Below are 19,011 nucleotides of genomic sequence, written 5' to 3' on the forward strand. Positions count from 1 at the left end.
AGGGTACAAGGAATATTTGCGACTGAAAAATAATGAGGAAATCCGAGATTTTTAGAGATAAACAGAGTTATCATTTTCTGAAAAACCTGAATTTAGGCATTGTAATGTGAATATGTAAATCTATGCAAAAAAGCGAACATGCGTTTTTGAAGTTTGTAAATTAACATATTATATTTTACGATAGGTAACATTCGAAACCGAGAATGAATAAAGAGGCGTGAGCGTTATTCATATCGCTATAGAGAAAGAGAGGTGTTTTATGACGACAAGGCAATGGGTCGCAAAATTTATGTTGATGAACAAATGGGTATTTATATGCGGGTTCATCATCACTACATTAGCGACGTTGACTAATTTGATTTTTCCGTTCCTCAACGGGAAAATTGTTAATATCGCTTTTTATGATAAAGACATGACCGCCTTTTTGAATGTGAGCCTTATTTATGCCGGCATCCTCTTTGTCCATCAGTTTGTTGTTACGACGCTAAACAATCTCATTCAGTCACAATTGATGACGGGTTTTGTCTTTGATATACGGCGGGCTCTGTTCAAAAAGATATTACATAAAAAAGGGAAAGACCTCTCCGGGATGTACAGCGGAGACATGATCAGCCGAATGAACAATGACACCACGGATATTGGAAATCTCGTCTTCCAGAACGGTCTTTGGGCATATTCCAACTTTTTACATATACTATTCGCTGTCTGCTTCATGTTTTACTACAATCTACTTTTGGGAGTTCTTACAGTCGTTCTGGTTCCCATCATGTTCTTTACCTCGAAACATTTCAAGAAAAAATCGCAAAATATCAGGAAGGAGATTTCAAAGGAACAAGGCAAGCGATCCTCTTACTTGTTTGAAATCGTGAAAAATTGGCAGGAGATAAAAATCCTTAACGCACGTAAACAAGTAACGAAGTTTTATTTAAGAAAAACGACAGCCATCCATAAAATGAATGTGATGAGCGGAAAAATCGACGTGACGGCGGAAAGGGTTAATTCTTTCCTCATGCTTATCGCACAACTGGTCATATTCGCGACCTGTGCCTATTTCATTGTTAATGGCCAAATGCAGCTCGGCGTCTTTGTGGCCGCCGTAAGCTATTTTAATATGGCAGTAAACTACTTCAGCTCCATAAACGGCAAAATGATGGATGCCGGGAAGCAGCTTGTATCCGTACAACGCGTGGTGGATATTCTGAATGAGGATGAAGAAGATTACAAAGATAACCATCCTCCGAAACAAATTAAGGAGGGCATGATTGAATTTACCAATGTCACATTTGGGTACACCGAAGATAAGCCTGTTCTGAACGGATTCACTCTCCGTATTGATGCAGGAAGCACCATTGGCATTGTCGGAAAGAGCGGCGCAGGTAAAACATCGATGGCGAACCTGCTCTACAATTTATATAACGTGGACGGCGGCGAGCTTCTGATCGATGGAACGAATGTCAATGCATATAACCTGCATAGCTTGCGAAGCCAGGTCGGTATGGTTCATCAGGAGACCATCCTTTATGATCATACGCTGCGCTACAATCTTTCATTTACGAATAACAACGATCATGATGACGCATTGCTGGAAGCGCTTAAGAAAGCCGCCCTTTATGATGTTTACTTGACACTTCCAAACGGACTGGACACGCTGCTTGGAACGGACGGGCAAGAATTATCCGGCGGACAGAAGCAGCGACTAGCTATCGCCAGGATATTAGTCAAGAATCCCAAGATTTTGATCTTCGACGAAGCCACTTCGTTCCTTGACAGCCAGAATGAAGCGCTTATTCGGAACATGTTGAGGGATATGTCGAAAGATCGGACGGTTATTATCATCGCCCACCGTTTTTCCACCATCCGATGCTGTGATAAAATCGCGGTTTTAGCGGACGGTGTTGTCGCAGGCTTTGATACTCACGACGTACTGATTAGAAGCAATGAAACGTATATACACTTATTCCGCGAACAGCATATAGGAGATGAAGCGTATGAACCGGTGGGATACCTTTAAGGCATTGACTCGGGATATAGATGGTATTCACAAGCCGTTGATTGCGCTTGGTTTTTTCAAGGTATGGAACTTATTATTCGGGCTTATCCCTTTGTTCTTGTATTCGTTTTTGGTGAATCGCGTTTTAGTGGATAAACATATGAACGAGCTTCCGCCTGTCATTATCGGATATTTGGCTGTTTTCCTGTTTGCGACAATCGGGATCGGAGTCAGTAAGCGGTTTTCAAACCGGTTACTACTGAAATATGACCTAAGAATAAAGCATAAATTGCTGAAAAAGTATACCAGCCTAGATCATGATGTGTATAGCAAATACAGCACTGGCGACGTTAAGAGTCGGATCGAAAACGATTCTATTGTTGCCGGGAATTTTTTCACAACCCATATATTGGATTTTATTTACGGCGTCGTTTACGCGGTTACGCTGGCGGTTATTTTGCTAAGTTTCGACTGGCGGATTGCGCTGCTCAGCTTTATTTTTGTACCGATATCTTTTGTAACGGTTCATTTTTTGGGAGGAAAATCGAAGAAAGCCAAAGAGGAACTATGGAAATTGCAAACAAAATATGAAACCTTTTTACACTCGAATTTTCAAAACTGGAAGGATGTCAAGATCAACAACCTTGAGGACGCGCAACTTGATGAATTAAACGGACATTATAAAAAGATAAGGCCGATTTGGTTTCTAACCCAGCTCTATTCGCATCTGGGAGTTACCTATTCATGGTTCACGAAAAACTTCATTACCCAGTTGTTTATTTATTTTATCGGTGGATTATTCGTCATTAATGGTTATTCGCAAGTCGGTGTGCTGCTCGTGTTTATCAGCTTTTACGGGCAGTTTTTTGGGAATATAGAAAACATTAGTAATTCCATCATAAACTTCAAGAATGATTCGGTGAATATCGAAAAGGTTATCGAGATACTGAATTTAGAAGCAGGTAATAAACCTTATCAGAAAATTAACGAAACAGATATTAATGTTGAAAACCTGAAATTTAAATATGAAGGAAACGATTCATTTGCTCTTGACGGGATTTCGTTTTCCGTGAGTAAAGGCGAACATCTGGCAATCGTCGGAGAAAGCGGCAGCGGCAAGTCTACCCTCGCTAAACTGTTAACAGGGAAAATTAAACCGCAAGGGGGTACTGTGCGCATTGGCAGCGTTGATCTACACACTGTGAACAGCGAGAGTGTGTCAGACAAAGTGAGTATCGTTGTGCAGGAGCCGGTTCTATTCAATATGACGATCAGAGAAAACCTGTTGCTGGCAAAGGCCGACGCAACCGATGCGGAATTGATAGCGTGCTGCCGCAGAGCGAGTATTTATGACTTCATTGCAACCTTGCCCAATACATTGGATACGACCATTGGAGAAAAAGGTGTAAAACTTTCAGGGGGCCAGAGACAGCGCTTATGTATTGCCCGTGCGTTTTTACAGGACAGGGACATCATCATTTTTGATGAAAGCACCAGCGCTCTTGACAACGAAAATGAGAATGACATCATTGCAGAGCTCAAGAGCCTTTCATCGGGAAAGACCCTGATTTCCATTGCTCACCGTTTATCTACTATTTTGGACTGCGACAAGGTCATGGTATTAAAAGAAGGTGCGATAGTAGCTTTGGATACCCATGAAAACCTGCGTAACAGAAACGAAACCTATGATCTGCTTTTCCAAAATCAGTATACAGCATGTGGGCATGTTGTTGTAAAAAATACGGAGGACATGAAACCCTTTCACATGCTCGTGCATTTTTAGCTAACCATGGTTTTGATTGGTATATCTGTGGCGGTGGCGCAATCGATGTATTTCTACCCCTTGAACCTTACGCAACGTAATGATTTAAAGTGAACGTAACAGCAGGACAAACTACAGGACAACGGCCAGTCGAACAAAATAAATTCGAAATCAGAGGAGAACCGGACATGAGAAAACTCGTATTATTCATGCATGTGTCGCTGGATGGGTATGCGTCAGATTCGAATGGAGGACTGGATTGGATTCCGTACAACGAGGAATTAGAGAAATACGCCGAGGAGGTCGTAGCCGAAGTCGGCTCTCCCGTTTACGGACGTACGACGTATCAGATGATGGAGAGCTACTGGCCCACGATGCTGGATGATCCTAATGCGTCGAGGCACGATATGGAGCATGCTAAATGGATACAGGATGTTAAGAAGATCGTCATTTCCGGCACAATGGACAAGACGGAATGGAACAATACGTTGCTGATTAAGGACAAAATCGCAGAGGAAATCAAGGCGCTCAAGGAGCAGCCTGGCAAAAATCTCGTTATCTTCGGCAGCCCGGGGGCTGCGAAGACGCTGCTTGAGCTCGGCCTGATCGACGAATTCCTGCTAACGATCTGTCCAGTCGTCCTGGGCAGCGGAAAAACGGTATTCGACGGCAGCGTCGAGAAAATCAGGCTCAAGCTGCTGTCCAGCCGAGCGCTCAAGTCGGGCATTATCGCGACCCGCTATGAGTTGGAGAAATAGTCGCGCCGTACAAGGTGAACCGCTCGAACGGGAAACGATAGTTGAAAAAAGCAGACTGCCGCGGCGGTCTGCTTTTTTCATTAAAACAACTGACAGAATAGGCTCAAAAGGATAATACCGTTGAATGTTAGTGAAGAATTAACGGACTCCGCTTACATCCGGGTCATGGACCGGCGTTTTACGACGGTTTAAATGATTGCTTTTTGAGCAAGCAGCCTTTCCTGCAACTGCCCTACATTAATGCCGCGCGTCGCTACATTTTGTTCCGCTGCCATAGCAGCGGCGACACCTGCCGCTTGCCCGATTGCCATGCAGTGGGATTGTACCCGCGTGGAAGCGAGCGCTTCATGCGTTGCCGAGATGCAGCGCCCGGCAACGAGCAGGTTATCCACATCCACCGGAAGCAAGCATCGATACGGAATATCATAAGCATCGTCGAGTTCCGTCCATACATTCGTATGGTCGTGCGGGCTATGAATGTCGACCGGGAAGCAGCCCTTGGCAATGCTGTCAACGAATTTGGCACCGTGGAGTACATCCTCCTGGGTCAGAACATAATCGCCGATGATCCGTCGCGTCTCGCGTACACCTACCCGGGAAGCGGCGCTTGATAAGGAAGCCCGATCGAATCCAGGCAAGTATTTGCGGGCAAACGCGACCACCGACATAACTTGCTGACGCAGGTCGATCTCCGCACGAATCAGCTCCTGATTATTCGTTCCATCGATGCGGTTGACGCGGGTTGCGTTAAAGAGCACATCGCCGTCCCGATAGTCGGAGAACAGGGTCAGCCGTTCGCGGCCAACGTTCAGCTCTCCTCTTTCCTTGGCTTCGGCAACCGCCCGGTTGAAGCCGCTAAGCGCTACCATGCGCTTCGCAAAGTGAGCCGGCAAGTTCGACGGGAGTATGGGATACGTTACCCACACCAGCTCATCGCGGTGCTCCAGTGTGTAGTCGATGAACTTGTCCAGATCGACATAGCTCATTTTGAAAAGCGACGACACCGGCTGTGCCAATCCGTCTTGTCTGCGCCCGTACTCATAGCTGGCCCCAGCCGATACCGCGATATCCCCGTCGCCGGTTGCATCGATATACTGCTTGGCACGGATGATATCTCTGGATGACTTGCTGCGAATGCCGATTCCTTCTACCTTGCCGTTCTTGGCGTAAACCTCATCCACATACGTATTGAGCAGCAGCTTGACTCCAGCCTCAAGGACGAGCTTGTTTAGAACAAATTTCAAAATTTCAGCGTCAAACGGAGTAATATAACCGCCGGTTCCCTGCGTGGAACCCGGCTTGTCGTATGGGCACTTGACCGTACCCGTTGAGCCCTCATATGCAACCAATTCATCCACAACATCCTGGAATATTCCGCGGATCACTTGACGGTCTTGAAAATAATTCGTCATCCATGGACCAACCAAACTGCCGGTCCCGGCTCCTCCTAGAAATGAGCTAGGCTCAATCAGAACCGTACTGGCGCCGGTGCGAGCCGAGGCAATTGCAGCAGCGATCCCCGCAGGACCTCCGCCGATAACGGCGACTTCATAATCGTAAACTGAAGTATTCATACGGAATGACACCTCCATTATTTTTTAGCCAAAATATCATCGGCGCGCTTCTTCATATTTCCAACCGCATCCGCGGTGCTTTTATCACCGATCAGCGCACGTTCGCCTTCCTCATCAACAATTTTCTGAATTTCGGCAAGGTTTTTGAACTCCGTATCATTGACATACTCTACGTCCGCGAATGCTACCCGTTTGAACGACTCAACGTCAAACAGTTTTTCGGGATTGTCGCCGAGCACAAGCTTGGCTACTTTTTCTTTGTCTACTTTTTTCCATGCCGGAACGCGCCCGCTGGAAATGAGCGGTTCATTCCCTTCCGTCACGTACCATTTCAGGAATTCCCAAGCCGCCTCTTTCTTCGAGGAGTTGGCGTTGATCGTAACGAAGTCCAGGTAGCCTGTGCCGCCGCCGATAAATTTGCTGTTCGACGTCATTTTTGGCGTAGGAGCAAACGCAGTGACAAAATCATGCGGGAAGTCCTTCGTATTTTTGATGCTGCGGATGCCTGCTGTGCCGTTCCAAACCATCGCGGTTTTGCCGGATAGGAATAGGCTTGTGCCCTGAAGCTTGGACGTTTTGGCTTCTGCGTAAGGAGGCTGCACTTTTAAGTTGCGCTCCATATCGACCATTGTGTCCAAGTACGACTTGAACACCGGATTGTCGAGATTACTCGTTTGGGCATCTTTGTAAAACGCGTTCGGACCAAGCTCGGTTTTTACCGTTTTGTCCATCCACTCATAAATTTTCGGCTCCAAGTTGCCCACGAAGGAACCCCATCGCTTATCGTTGCCCTGGCCTTTCGTCAGCTTCACCGCATAATCTTTATATTGGTCCCAGGTCCAGTCCGTAGGAATCGGCAGCTTAGCTTCATCCAGGTAAGATTTATTGATGGAAACAAAATCGTTCAAAATGATCGCCGGGATATAATAGGATTTGTTATTAAACTTTGTAATCGCTTTATCACCGAAGTTATCCTTAATGTCGAACTGAGCTTGGGCAATATATGAATCCAGCGGCTCCACCAAATTGGCGTTGATCCGCTTTACCAGCTTGTCCATTCGGTAGTTTACGAACACGTCGACTTCGCCGCCTGCGATTAGCGATGTTTCGAGTTTGGTATTACCGGATTCGTCATTGACAAACCGAACATATTCGACTTGAATGTCAGGATGAGCTTTATTCCAGTTCTCAACAGCCTGTTTCGGTCCGCTCTCTTCCGGAACCGCCCCCCAAAATTTCAGCTTCACGACTTTGCCTGAAGCCCCGTTACTGCCGGCTTTGTCTGCCGCTGGGTCCGAGCCGCAACCGACTAGCCCCATTGCCGCGAGACTTACTGTTAGAATAATACCCACCTTACGTTGATGATTCATCATTTCTCATACCTCGCTTCTTGTATTTGTAATTTAAATGTATAGAAGGAAAAAGAATTATCCTTTCACCCCGGAGGATGCCACACCTTGAATAAACCAGCGCTGACCGAATAAAAATACCGCGATGACGGGTAAAATAGAGCTGACTGCCGCAGCCATCATTTGCGGATAGTTTGTGCCGGAATCATCGACAAAATTAGTTAGGCCAAGCGGAACAGTAAACAATTTCTTACTTGTTATAAAAACAAGCGGATTGACGAATTCATTCCAGTTCCATGTGAAGCTAAGGATGACCAAGGAAACCAGCGCGGGCTTGGACAAAGGGATAAAGATACGCGTCCAGATTTGAAAATGGTTGGCGCCCTCCATTTTGGCCGCCTCGGAGAAATCGCCGGGTATCGTCAAATAAGTTTGGCGAAGCAGGAAAATGCCGATCGCCGTAAAGATTCCAGGCAATATCAATGCCCAGTGCGAATTATAGAGACCGAGATAATTGAATAAAATAAATCTCGGAATGAGCGTTACTTGATCAGGAACCATCATCGTTGCCAAGAAAATGAGAAAAACAAAGTTTTTGCCTTTGAATTCAAAGCGGGCAAAGCCGTAAGCAGTGGCAGAGCTGATCAGCACGGCGCCGATCACCGAAAGCACCGTTACTTTAATGGAATTGAAATAGTAGAGACCGAATGGATGGGACCCGAGCCATATATCTTTATAGTTATTCCATTGAATCTTGGCGGGTATCCAAATCATCGGATCATGAAATACGTCGATTTGCTTTTTCAACGATGTCGACAGCATCCAGAGAAACGGCAACAGCATTGTAGCCGCCACAGCCACCAGCAATAATGTCGTGAACAGCTTCAGCCCATTGCTTTTGAGCCACGTCATGCTTGTCTCCTCCTTCTAGTAATTCACCCAACGTTTTTGCCCAATCCACTGTATGATCGTGATCATAAATATAATCAACGTCAAGATCCAAGCCATCGCTGACGCATAACCCATTTTGTAAAAGCTAAAGCCGGTCTGATAAATATAGAAAGTTACGACCGAAGTGGAAGTACCCGGCCCTCCCTGCGTCATCATGAAGATGGCGGCAAATACTTGGAAGGAATGAATGATGCAAGTAATCAGGACAAAAAACGTTGTCGGCGACAAAAGCGGGATCGTCACACTGAAAAACTGTTTGACTTTACCGGCTCCGTCGATGCTGGCCGCCTCATACAAATCTTTCGGTATGCTTTGCAGCCCGGCCAAATAAATGACCATATTATAGCCGATTGCCGCCCATACGCTCATAATGATAATGGCTGCCAAAGCCCATTTCGGATCGGAGAGCCAGCCAGGCGGGTTTTCGATGCCAAATCCGCGGAGCGCTTGGTTAATCGGACCTTGACTTGGAGAGTACAAGAGCGCCCATACCAGCGACACAGCAACGATGCTTGAGACATACGGCATGAAAATAATCATGCGCAGCGGCGTTTTGAAGAATGCGCCATGATTTAGCCCTACGGCGGTCAGCAGTGAAAATATCATGATACACGGAACGGTCGTCACGGCAAATATTAAATTGTTCTTAAGACTGTCCGTAAACCACGGATCAGACCACATCTCTGTATAATTATGAAAGCCTGTAAACCGGATGCCTTTGAGTCCCTCCATAAAGTTCCAGTCCGTAAAGGAGATGACTAAGGAAAATAGGATTGGAATCACCGTCAATAGTCCGAATCCGATGATTGCCGGCATAATAAATAGCCACCCTGTAAACGCTTCCTTTTTATACGCGTTCATAAACTGCCCCCTTTCTGCTTACTCGTGCTGTGGTCTTGACGTCTCTTATCGTAAACCATGGGGCTTCCGGGTTAAACCAACAATCATTTGAAAAAAGGATACGAAAGTATGAAAGTAAACCGTTTTCAATTCATTTCAGTTGAAATCGGATACATATCTTTGAGTACAAGACACGATTCTACGAAAAACAAAAAATCACATTGATCCCTTCTTAGCAGGTCAAGTGATTTTTATATGTTCCATGGATGAAGTTATTTGCCGGAGGCCGTGTACTGAATAGGTGTGCAGCCAGTGTACTTTTTAAAAATTTTTGAGAAGTACTTTGGATTGTCAATACCGACACGTTCCCCTACTTCAAACCAATCCATTTTTCTGCCGCGGAGCAGCTCCTTTGCCTTCTCAACGCGAATTTCCTGAAGATATTGGGAAAATGTTTTGCCAACTTCCTTTGTAAACAGATTGCTGAAATAGTTCTCGCTCAGATTGACAACATGCGCTACGTCCTGAATCCGAATCTGTTCGGCATAATGCATTTTGATATAATCGATGGCTCGCTGTATTTCGTGCCGGTGATGAGCGTTTTTTTTGAACGCAACCAACATTTCCCTAGCGAGCTGATGCAGTTGATAGCACCATGCGCGAAGCTCAAGGTAGGTTCCGCGGGAGTGGACTTGCTCAAACATGGATTCCGACAGCATGCCGGCCGGAACTTGTCCTCCCCAATCCTTAAGGAGTAGAATGACTGACGATACCCACGCATGAACCGCATCAACAACTTCGGTGACAGTTACATCCTCCACTACGGTTGCAGGAAAAAGCGTCTGAAACGCTTTCTCGGACGCTTCGTCGTCATGCCCTTCCAAATGAAGCAAATACTTTTTGAAATCTCCCATTTCCATAAACTGCGAGTGCCGGTCGGAATATGCGGATGGATCCGAATCATATGCATACACGCCATAGCCCCGGTAAAATACGAGTCGAAGGGCAGCTTGCGCCTCTCGGTACGCTACCATCCGTTCCGACGCCCGATGAAAGGTGCGGCTGACGCCGCAGCTAAAGGTGTCGCCGCATGCATGCCGTATGGCGGTCATCCGGGAGCGAATTTCAGAATCGGGAGTAGCATCATTCGGCATGCGGAATAACAGCGTCCATCCGGAGGAGCCTTCGTATATAAACATACAAGCAACAGCTTCGTCCTGTTCTAGGAACGTCTTCAGCTGCACGTGCAGCTCGTTGAACTTGACGCTTGTCCCCGCATGGCTTTGGTTTCTTTCCAGCACAGCGACGACATGCCTGCTCCCGGATTTTATGGCTCCATCATACACTTCATTCGGCGTCCCCTGCAGCCAATCAAGCCAATCTTCCCGCATCACCTTCCATGGCGATTCTACATCGGCTTTTTCGGCCGTCATGGCGGAATTTTTCGGTTCAAGCGCCGCTTTGATTTTGAGCACCGATTGGAGCAGCTCGTCGGGATCCATGCGAAATTTGTTCATATAGTCTACGGCACCCAGCTTCAGCGCTTCGCGAACGGTCGGGAAATCCTCTAGTACGCTCAGGATGACAAACCGAATATGCGGAAATTGTTCCCGCACTTCTTTCATCATTTGCAAGCCGTCCATATGAGGCATCCGAATATCTGTCAAGACCAGCTCCGGCTGTACGGTACGAATCAGCTCCAGGCCCCTTCGGCCATCCGCCGCTTCGCCGGCAATTTCAATCTCGTGGCTTTCCCAATCCACGCTGGAGATGACGCCTTTGCGCACAAAAACTTCGTCATCAATTACGACCATCTTCACCTTCATGGCCTCCCCTTTCGCGATATGGCAGCGTAATCGTGACACGGGTCAGCTGCGCTTTCGAGTCCTTTTCGATCTGCAGTCCATACGGCCCCTCATACATCAGCTTGATTCGTTTATTCACATTGGCAAGGCCAATGCTGGGACCGAATTGTTCTTGCGCTAACTGCGCTTGCAGCTCCTCCAGCCGCTCATCGGTCAGCCCGCTGCCGGTATCCTCAACGATCAGTTGAAGCAGTTCATCCTTCCGATAAGCACGGATGTACATTTCTCCGCTCTTCTCCATAAACAGCCCGTGCTGATACACGTTTTCCACGAGCGGCTGCAGCGATAATTTGGGCACGAGTGCATCTAGGCAGCTTTCGTCAATGTCGTAATGAACTTGAATCGTATCGCCGAATCTGTATTTTTGAATCGTAAGGAAATACTGCACATTTTCCATCTCATCGCGCAGCGGGATGACCTCTTGTCCCCGGTGAATGCTCATATTCAGCAAGTGACCCAGCGCCATCAACATCTCCGTAATCTGTTTGTTCCCGGACATGACGGACATCCATTTAATAGTATTCATCGTATTGTATAGAAAATGCGGAGTAATTTGCGCCTGCAGCGCCTCCAATTTCGCTTGTTCCTTATTTTTCTCCAAAATAATTTCATTCTGAATCCTGCTTCGTAAATCGGACAGCATGCTGTTGAAGCTTTGTCCTAAAAATCCGATTTCATCACGCGTTTTAACCTTATAGACTACGTCGAGTTCTCCGCCTTCAACCTTCTTCATTACCCTTCTAAGCTCGCTTAGCGGTTTGATCACCATGGAGGTCAGGCCGATGATCAAGCCTGCGAATAGCGTTAGGCAGACAATGAGAATCACAATCGCGACATTCCGGTTATGAAGAACCGTTTTTAACATATCCCGGTAAGGAACAACCTGTACGACACGCCAGCCCGTAACCGGAACTACGTAACTCCCTATGATATACACGGTATCGCCAATACGTGTCTGAAACGTATCTCCTCGGCTGTCAAGAAGCGGCTGAATGGATTTATATACGTTCTCCGATTGGACCGGGTCATCGCTTAATAGGGCCCCCTCCCGATCGACAATAAACCCTAGACTCGACGAATACGCCGCATCGGGATTCATTATGTCCAAATAGGGAGTAACCGGCTCACTGATCGCGAGAATACCGAGATTGTCAACGAGATTATCAGCCTTGACAAGCATGGATAACGTCATTAACTTGGCGCTTGACGGGGAGACAAAGTTATCCTGCTGCAGCGTCCAGACCATGAAGCCATTCTTATCGATTGTTTTGGCATACCAAGGCGCATTCCGAATCTCGTCCTTCGTCGTGACAAAGCTGCTCCAATTGGTATATAAACTACCCGTATTATCTATCAGGGTTAAGTAGACGGAGTCCGATGCGATCGAGGTTGTAACCTCCGTATATTTCTTATCTATAAAGTGGGAAAACCCCAGCTTTGCTTTGTCCGTTGTTGGCGGCGAAGCGAGTATTTCCCTCAGCCGTTCATCCAGAACAATCGATCGGGAGATGTTGGAAAGTTCATTCAAGCGGCGTTCGATGTTCCGGTTGACCTGCTGCAGCCGATCGGACGTCATTTTAGAGATTTGTGAAGTCATCTCCTGCTCAAAGCTCTGGTAGACGTAGATGCCTACACCGGTAATCGGCACAAGAATAAATAGAATAAACGCTGTAATCAGTTTGGTTCGTAAACTAATAAAGCCGAAATAGGATTGCCATATTCGCTGAAATGCCTTCAATCCTTGCCGCCACCTCTTTTACTACACATATGCGTTAGAATGATTTCACTTTAGCATATTTCGGCGCAAAATAAAAAAAGGCCGAAACCTTTCCGACTGGAAAGATCTCGGTCAATGCTGTCAGATGTAATTTCGCCCCCCTCGGTTCGGATTTAGTAATTGCCGAATGGTCGGCACAAGGTACTCTTAGGAATGCAGCGCCCGAACTCATTCATATTCACCATCAAGACGATAAAAAAACTATTTGAGCAATGCAGCTCCGAATTGCTCTGAGAGTGTACCCCAAGGGTTTTGGTCCATTCAGCCTAATGGAAGGAAGGTTTGAACGATCCGTTCGCTTGCCCCTGTGCACAAACATGAACAAGCGGTTGGCAGCAACGGGCTTCCCCTACGCCTACTGCGGACATGGGGCTGCCGAGCTTGAATACGAGGAACGCATCGGCTTCCCGGGCATTAATTCATTCCGGCGGGCCGGCCCCCGCCGGGGCCGCCTTCCGAACCGCGGCCGCGACCGCCGCCGCCCCCGGGACCACCTCCCGGGCCGCCGAACGAACGGGCGGTGGTGACGCCCGATTCGTTCACATAGGTCACCTTGTCGCCGAGCGTGAAGGCGACGATTTTGGTGCCGCCGCTGGTCGCGCCGCCTTCGTACAGGCCGCCCGTAGCGGTGCCGTCCGACTTGCCGCCGGTGAAGATGGCGTACTCCGTGCCCGCTTTCAGCTCCGGCGAGGAGATTACGATGCTGCTGAACGACTTGGCCGGCGCGAATGCCGCGATCGTCTTGCCCGCACTGTCCGTCAGCGTCACCAGCGTTCCGGCCTGAAGCGCGCTCGGGAACATCATGTGGACGGCACGCTGCGAGGAGGTATCCGAAGGCGCTTGAGCCATGCCCGAGCTGCCTGCTGCAATGAGCGTACCGCCGGACTGCTCGAAGGTGCCGTCGTAGTCCAGCGCGCCGTTGCCGTTATTGGTCGGGCCGTTCACGATGACGGTACCGCCGGACATAACGATCGAGCCGTTGGAGTCGAGACCGTCGCCCTCGGCATCGACATACATATACCCGCCGCTGATCGTCAGCTTGCCGTTTGCTGCGCTGGCCATGCCGCCCCTGCCGCCGGGGGCCGGGCTTGCGCTCCCGCTCTCGCTGCTGACATTGACGCCATCGTCTTTGGCGACGAGGCGAATCGTACCGCCCGAGACCGCGATGTCCAGCCCTTCGATGCCTTCGTAGCTCTTCGTAATATCGATGGTTCCGCCCGAGATCGATACCGTCTTGTCCGCGTGAATCGCATCATCGCCGGACGCCAAGACGTACTCTCCGCCTGCAATGGAGATTTGCGCGTTGCTGTGCACCGCGTCATCCGCCGCGTCGATCCGGAACGTGCCGTCGGCAATCGCAATGCCCGCCGCCGCTTTCAACGCTTTGCCGCTGGCCGACTCCTCCGTTTCCGTCGCCTGCTGCGCCTGCGGCTGGCCGCCGAAGCCGCGCGGATCCTGCTCTTGATGCGTCTTGGTGGATGCCGCGCTGCCGCCGCCAGATACGATATGGAACGTGCCGCCGCCGATCAGAATGGTGGAAGCCGATTGCACGCCGTCGCTAGCGGACGTAATGTCGAACGTCCCTCCCTGTATGGCGACATACCCTTTCTCCGCGTCGGTATCGTTCGTCGTCTTGACGCCGTCACCGCCTGCCTGAATCGTGATGGAGCCGTCCTTCACGGCGAACAGGTCGCGTCCGATCATGCCGTCGTCGGCAGCCTGCACGGCGATCGTGCCGCCCATAATTTTCAGATCGTCCTTGCTGACGATGCCGTCGTTCGTTTGTCCCTGAACAGTCAGCTTGCCGGAGCCGTTGATCGTCAAATCGCCCTTGCTGAACATCGCCGCAACCGCAGCGTCTTCGGACGTGTCCTTATAAGCCGTCCCGTCGGATACGGCGTTGTCTGTGCCGTCCTGCAGCGTGACGATCGTCTTGTCTGCCTGCTTCACGTAGATGGCCGGGCCGCCCGGGTTCGTGATCTCCGCCCCGTTCAGCACAAGATGCACGTCGGCGTCCTTCGGCGCATCGACGACGATCTGCCCGCCGGTCAGCGTGCCGGCGGCGACGTAGGTGCCTGCCGCCGTAATCGTCACGACGCCGCCGTCCGCCTGGGCTCCCGCGCCTTCGACGCTAGCGCCGGAGCCGCTTAGGGCGATCATGGTGGAGCTATCCTTGCTCCAAGCCGTCAGCGCGTCCTTCTCCTTGAACCCAGCCTTCTCGGCCGCGCTCAGACCGGCCAGTTGCACCTCCGCAGCAGAGCCTGAACCTGCGCCTCCAGTCGCTGCCGCGGTCGCGGCGGCGGAAGCATCCGCTCCCGCCAGTGCCGTCTCCGCCGATTTGGCGCTGCAGCCCGCAGCCAGTAAAGCGCTCATTAAGACAACCGTCATCCATTTGGTGTTATTCGATCGACTTCTCATCGTGTATCCCTCTTTTCATCAGTTTTCCAGCGCGGCCGGATTCATCGTCAATGTAATATCGAGATTGCCGTTTCGCGTACGGACGGCGTCAAGCAGCTCTTTCTGGTTCGTATTCGGGCCCAGCTTAATGGCGTATACGAGTTCGTACAAGCTGCCGAGCTCGGTTGTGCGCACTTTTTTCAGCTCATAATCGATGTTGAACCTTTTGAAAATTTCGTCGAACGCCTCTTCATAACCGAGGTTTTCCGGGATCGTCACCTTCAGCATTCTTGCCGTTTCTTTGCTCGTTCCGAATTGGAAAGCTTTGAGCACCAGCATCAATACGCACAGCAGCACCGTGAACAGCACCGCGTAGCCGTAAGCGCCGACGCCGCACGCAAGTCCGGCCGCCATCGAGAACAGGACGTATGATATATCCTTGGCATCGCCGGGGGCGCTTCGGAACCGGATAATCGAGAACGCACCGGCAAGACTGAAAGCGCGGGCGATATTGCTGCCGATCAGCAGAATGATGATGGCCACGATCGTCGGCAAGATCATCATCGTCAGCGTAAAGCTCGGGGAATGCGCCGGCTGCGTCTTCATATACGTCCAGCAAATGACGCCTCCGAGGACGATGGCGACCGCAAAGGTCAATAGCGCCTGGGCAAAGCTTAGTTCGGCGACGGCAGTATTGGATGTAAAAATAGATTCGATCATAGCAAGACACGCTCCCGTTCCTGATTCGCGCAGCGAATCGATTTTTTATATTCATTGCCGTACTTCGAGAAACTGGTCCGATACATCCGATGCTCCGCCAGCAGCTTGGCCAGCCATACCGGGATCGTCTTCTCCGCCTTGACCTCCATCAGCCATTGGCCGTGCTCCAGAAGCGGTTCGCCGTAATCGCCGGACTCCAGCTTGAGATCGTACCGCCGCGACCGGATATTCGTATCGAACGTAATCCGCAAGTCGCGATTGCCTTTGCAAAACATCGCAAACCGGTCATACGCCAGATACACCATCGGCCGCAGCTCGTACCGGGACATGAAATACTCGATCTCCTGAATCACCTGCCGGTTCATCCCGCTCCGGTACTCCGGCGCTTGGCCGGTGCGAACGAACGCGTACGCTTCATGAAGCTTCAGCGCCGTCCGCCGCTTGTTGACCAGCCCGAACACCTTCTTTTTCAGCTCCAGATACACTTTGGCATCCGCAGCCGGTACGCCGTAAGCCCGGATTCGCAGCTTCTCCCTGTACTTCGGCTTCGCCAGGCTGTTCCGCACCAGCGTATGCTGCGCGGTATCGTAATACAAATTGCTGATGGAATAAAATTTGTCGTCCTTGTTGAACGCGTCGAGCTCCATATATTCCGTCAGGCAGTTATACATGCGGTAAAATGCTTCGGCATTCATTAAGTATTTGTTTTCATACCGGTTGAACACTTCGATCGCCATCTGTCAGCGCCCCTTTCGTCATTGCCTTTCATATCTCGTATCTTAGGGAGCGAACCTTTAACGAATCTTAAATAAAAAAATGGCGCAAAAATTTTTTGCCGGCATGGACGGGATGCTATGATAGAAGCGGATCGGCTTGCGGCCTTAAGGTTGATTAAAGGTTCACGCGCCATAATAAAGACATTCGATATAAAGGGGCTGTACAAGATGAGAATTCTGATCGTAGAGGACGAGGTGAACTTGGCGGAGGCGCTGTCGCAAATATTGAAGAAGCAGCATTACTCCGTAGACGCCGTTCATGACGGGCAGGCCGGTCTGGACAACGCGCTGAGCGGCATCTATGATCTGTTACTGCTCGATATTATGCTCCCTGGCATGGACGGACTTTCTATTGTAAAAACGATTCGTTCGCAGGGCATCCATACACCTGTCATTATGCTGACGGCCAAAGGCGATATTCCCGACAAAATTGCCGGGCTCGATTACGGAGCGGACGACTATGTCGCCAAGCCGTTCTCGACCGAAGAGCTGCTGGCGCGCATCCGCGCGGCGCTGCGGCGCAAGGGCGAGGTCGTGCCCGAGGACGGACTGCAGTTCGAGGATCTCGAGCTGAACACATCCACGCTCAAGCTTACGTGCAAGGGCAAGGAACTGAAATTGATATTGAAAGAATGCGAGCTGCTGGAGCTGTTGATGACGAGGAAGCAAGCGGTGACCTCGAAGGAGCAAATGATCGAGAAGCTGTGGGGGTTCGACTCCGATGCGGAGCATAATAATGTGGAAGTATATATTTCGTTTCTGAGGAAAAAACTCGCCTTCCTGCAATCCTCGGTCCGCATCAATACGATCCGCGGCGTCGGCTATGTATTGGAGGCGACTTCGTAATGTTCCATAAACTGCGCAATCGGCTTCTCCTGATGAACATGGTCATCATTTCGGTCATCATGCTGGGCGCCTTCGCCGTCATCTATACGATCACGTACCAGAATGTGCGCAAGGACATCATGATCGATCTGCAGCATGAAACGGATTTCTTCGCCAGGCCCGGCGGCGCGATGGGCAAGCCGGGCGGCCCCGGCGGGAAAAAGGACGGGATGCCGGGTAAAATAGGCGGCGACATGATGGCCCCGACCCGCCCGCGCTCCGTCTCCTTCTCGCTGCTTACCGACGCGAAGGGAACCATTCTCGAGAAAAACTCCCGTTTTGAAATGACGAACGACTTCTACGCGGCCGTCGCCCAAAAAGCAACTTCCAATCCCGGACCGTTCAACCAGTTCACGCTCGACGGGACGCGCTGGGTGTACAGCGCAATGCCGATTCCAGAAGGCTATGCGATCGTCTACATGGACGTTACCCCTCAGGAGCGAATATTAACGAACCTGATCTATACGTTCTCCGCCGTTGCGCTTGTCATGCTGGGCATCATTTACTTGACCAGCCGCTACTTCGCCGATCGTTCCATCGCGCCGGTCAAGGAGGCGTTCGACAAGCAGAAGCGGTTTATTGCCGACGCCTCGCATGAGCTGAAGACGCCGCTGGCCGTCATTAACACCAACGCCGACGTTCTGCTGGCCAACGGTACGGATACGATCAACGAACAGTCGAAGTGGCTGCATCACATCAAGTCGGAGACAGAGCGCATGAAGGTGCTCACGCAAGACCTGCTGTACCTCACCGAGATGGAGGACGCCAGATCGCGGATGATCCACGTTCCGTTCGATATGAGCGAAGCAGTAGAGAACGTTATTCTTACGATGGAAGCGGTCATCTTCGAGAAAGATCTCGAATTCGATTACGACATCGAGCCCAATCTTACCGTGACCGGCAGCAGCGAGCAGATGAAGCAGGTCGCCATGATTTTGCTGGACAATGCGATCAAATACTCGAACGCGAAAGGTTCGATCCAACTTACGCTGCATAAGCACCAACATCATGTGCAGCTGACGGTGAGCAACACAGGGCCGGGCATACCGGAGGGCGATCTGGATAAAATTTTCGACCGCTTTTACCGCGTCGACGCCTCTCGTTCCCGGCAAAGCGGCGGCTACGGTCTGGGACTCGCCATCGCCAAGTCGATCGTTCAGCAGCACCGCGGCAAAATTTACGCGAAGAGCGTGCAGAACGAACGGACGACCTTCTATGTGCAATTGAACGAGCGGTAATCAGGTCACACGAGGCGGCTCCAACGAAATGTAAAACGGGTTGTGCAGGATACATTCCTGCCAACCCGTTTTTTATGCTATATGTTTAGTCCTTCGATTATTACGAGATTTCGGCACTTTATCGTTGTC

14 protein-coding genes are annotated in these 19,011 nt (G+C 50.0%); 5 read left to right on the plus strand and 9 right to left on the minus strand.

The features are described 5' to 3' along the window. The first annotated feature begins 259 nt into the window (after positions 1–259). From KXG62_RS26495 to KXG62_RS26505, 3 genes are all read left to right on the plus strand, one after another. Positions 260–2,011, plus strand: a complete 1,752-nt coding sequence (locus KXG62_RS26495; protein ID WP_218095047.1) for an ABC transporter ATP-binding protein — start codon at positions 260–262, stop codon at positions 2,009–2,011. Next, entirely contained in the window at positions 1,989–3,773 is a 1,785-nt protein-coding gene (locus KXG62_RS26500) for an ABC transporter ATP-binding protein (RefSeq protein ID WP_218095048.1), read from the plus strand. The genes KXG62_RS26495 and KXG62_RS26500 overlap by 23 nt, the downstream gene beginning before the upstream one ends. Positions 3,774–3,940: 167 nt before the next feature. Next, entirely contained in the window at positions 3,941–4,510 is a 570-nt protein-coding gene (locus tag KXG62_RS26505) for a dihydrofolate reductase family protein (RefSeq protein ID WP_218095049.1), read from the plus strand. Positions 4,511–4,698: 188 nt separating this feature from the next. Here KXG62_RS26505 and KXG62_RS26510 read toward each other — a convergent pair whose 3' ends face one another. The 9 genes from KXG62_RS26510 to KXG62_RS26550 all read right to left on the minus strand — a co-directional run bounded on the left by KXG62_RS26510 (position 4,699) and on the right by KXG62_RS26550 (position 16,720). Then, a complete protein-coding gene (locus KXG62_RS26510; protein WP_218095050.1) occupies positions 4,699–6,084 on the minus strand; it encodes an FAD-dependent oxidoreductase in 1,386 nt (461 codons plus the stop codon). Positions 6,085–6,101: 17 nt separating this feature from the next. Continuing rightward, positions 6,102–7,457 carry an extracellular solute-binding protein gene (locus tag KXG62_RS26515; RefSeq protein WP_218095051.1) on the minus strand — a complete coding sequence of 452 codons (1,356 nt, stop codon included), beginning with the start codon at positions 7,455–7,457 and terminating at the stop codon, positions 6,102–6,104. Between the two features lie 54 nt (positions 7,458–7,511). Continuing rightward, complete coding sequence (locus KXG62_RS26520; protein WP_218095052.1) at positions 7,512–8,345, minus strand: carbohydrate ABC transporter permease; 834 nt, start codon at positions 8,343–8,345, stop codon at positions 7,512–7,514. A 15-nt stretch (positions 8,346–8,360) separates the two neighbouring features. Next, on the minus strand, positions 8,361–9,245 hold the full coding sequence (locus KXG62_RS26525; protein WP_218095053.1) for a carbohydrate ABC transporter permease: 885 nt from the start codon (positions 9,243–9,245) through the stop codon (positions 8,361–8,363). 251 nt (positions 9,246–9,496) lie between these two features. After that, positions 9,497–11,038 carry a response regulator gene (locus KXG62_RS26530; protein WP_246627656.1) on the minus strand — a complete coding sequence of 514 codons (1,542 nt, stop codon included), beginning with the start codon at positions 11,036–11,038 and terminating at the stop codon, positions 9,497–9,499. Next, entirely contained in the window at positions 11,025–12,827 is a 1,803-nt protein-coding gene (locus tag KXG62_RS26535; protein ID WP_218095055.1) for a histidine kinase, read from the minus strand. Before KXG62_RS26535 ends, KXG62_RS26530 begins: the two co-directional genes overlap by 14 nt. Before the next feature lie 453 nt (positions 12,828–13,280). After that, positions 13,281–15,284: a carbohydrate-binding domain-containing protein gene (locus KXG62_RS26540; protein ID WP_218095056.1), complete on the minus strand. Its 2,004-nt coding sequence runs from the start codon at positions 15,282–15,284 to the stop codon at positions 13,281–13,283. An 18-nt stretch (positions 15,285–15,302) separates the two neighbouring features. Then, positions 15,303–15,983, minus strand: coding sequence for a DUF4956 domain-containing protein (locus tag KXG62_RS26545; protein WP_218095057.1), 681 nt, complete (start codon positions 15,981–15,983; stop codon positions 15,303–15,305). Further along, entirely contained in the window at positions 15,980–16,720 is a 741-nt protein-coding gene (locus tag KXG62_RS26550) for a polyphosphate polymerase domain-containing protein (protein ID WP_218095058.1), read from the minus strand. Before KXG62_RS26550 ends, KXG62_RS26545 begins: the two co-directional genes overlap by 4 nt. Positions 16,721–16,927: 207 nt before the next feature. On the opposite strand from KXG62_RS26550, the gene KXG62_RS26555 reads away from it, so the two are divergent. Both KXG62_RS26555 and KXG62_RS26560 read left to right on the plus strand, forming a co-directional pair. Further along, entirely contained in the window at positions 16,928–17,605 is a 678-nt protein-coding gene (locus KXG62_RS26555; RefSeq protein WP_218095059.1) for a response regulator transcription factor, read from the plus strand. Continuing rightward, positions 17,605–18,882: a sensor histidine kinase gene (locus KXG62_RS26560; protein WP_218095060.1), complete on the plus strand. Its 1,278-nt coding sequence runs from the start codon at positions 17,605–17,607 to the stop codon at positions 18,880–18,882. Before KXG62_RS26555 ends, KXG62_RS26560 begins: the two co-directional genes overlap by 1 nt. Positions 18,883–19,011: the final 129 nt, after the last annotated feature.

The sequence above is a fragment of the Paenibacillus solanacearum genome (assembly GCF_910593845.1).
Classification (GTDB): Bacteria; Bacillota; Bacilli; order Paenibacillales; family NBRC-103111; genus Paenibacillus_G; species Paenibacillus_G solanacearum.

Bases quoted from the DNA above. Each gene is read 5' to 3' on its own strand.
- KXG62_RS26495 (WP_218095047.1), top strand. From the start codon at position 260: ATGACGACAAGGCAATGGGTCGCAAAATTTATGTTGATGAACAAATGG.
- KXG62_RS26500 (WP_218095048.1), top strand. From the start codon at position 1,989: ATGAACCGGTGGGATACCTTTAAGGCATTGACTCGGGATATAGATGGT.
- KXG62_RS26505 (WP_218095049.1), top strand. From the start codon at position 3,941: ATGAGAAAACTCGTATTATTCATGCATGTGTCGCTGGATGGGTATGCG.
- KXG62_RS26510 (WP_218095050.1), bottom strand. From the start codon at position 6,084: ATGAATACTTCAGTTTACGATTATGAAGTCGCCGTTATCGGCGGAGGT.
- KXG62_RS26515 (WP_218095051.1), bottom strand. From the start codon at position 7,457: ATGATGAATCATCAACGTAAGGTGGGTATTATTCTAACAGTAAGTCTC.
- KXG62_RS26520 (WP_218095052.1), bottom strand. From the start codon at position 8,345: ATGACGTGGCTCAAAAGCAATGGGCTGAAGCTGTTCACGACATTATTG.
- KXG62_RS26525 (WP_218095053.1), bottom strand. From the start codon at position 9,245: ATGAACGCGTATAAAAAGGAAGCGTTTACAGGGTGGCTATTTATTATG.
- KXG62_RS26530 (WP_246627656.1), bottom strand. From the start codon at position 11,038: ATGGTCGTAATTGATGACGAAGTTTTTGTGCGCAAAGGCGTCATCTCC.
- KXG62_RS26540 (WP_218095056.1), bottom strand. From the start codon at position 15,284: ATGAGAAGTCGATCGAATAACACCAAATGGATGACGGTTGTCTTAATG.
- KXG62_RS26545 (WP_218095057.1), bottom strand. From the start codon at position 15,983: ATGATCGAATCTATTTTTACATCCAATACTGCCGTCGCCGAACTAAGC.
- KXG62_RS26550 (WP_218095058.1), bottom strand. From the start codon at position 16,720: ATGGCGATCGAAGTGTTCAACCGGTATGAAAACAAATACTTAATGAAT.
- KXG62_RS26555 (WP_218095059.1), top strand. From the start codon at position 16,928: ATGAGAATTCTGATCGTAGAGGACGAGGTGAACTTGGCGGAGGCGCTG.
- KXG62_RS26560 (WP_218095060.1), top strand. From the start codon at position 17,605: ATGTTCCATAAACTGCGCAATCGGCTTCTCCTGATGAACATGGTCATC.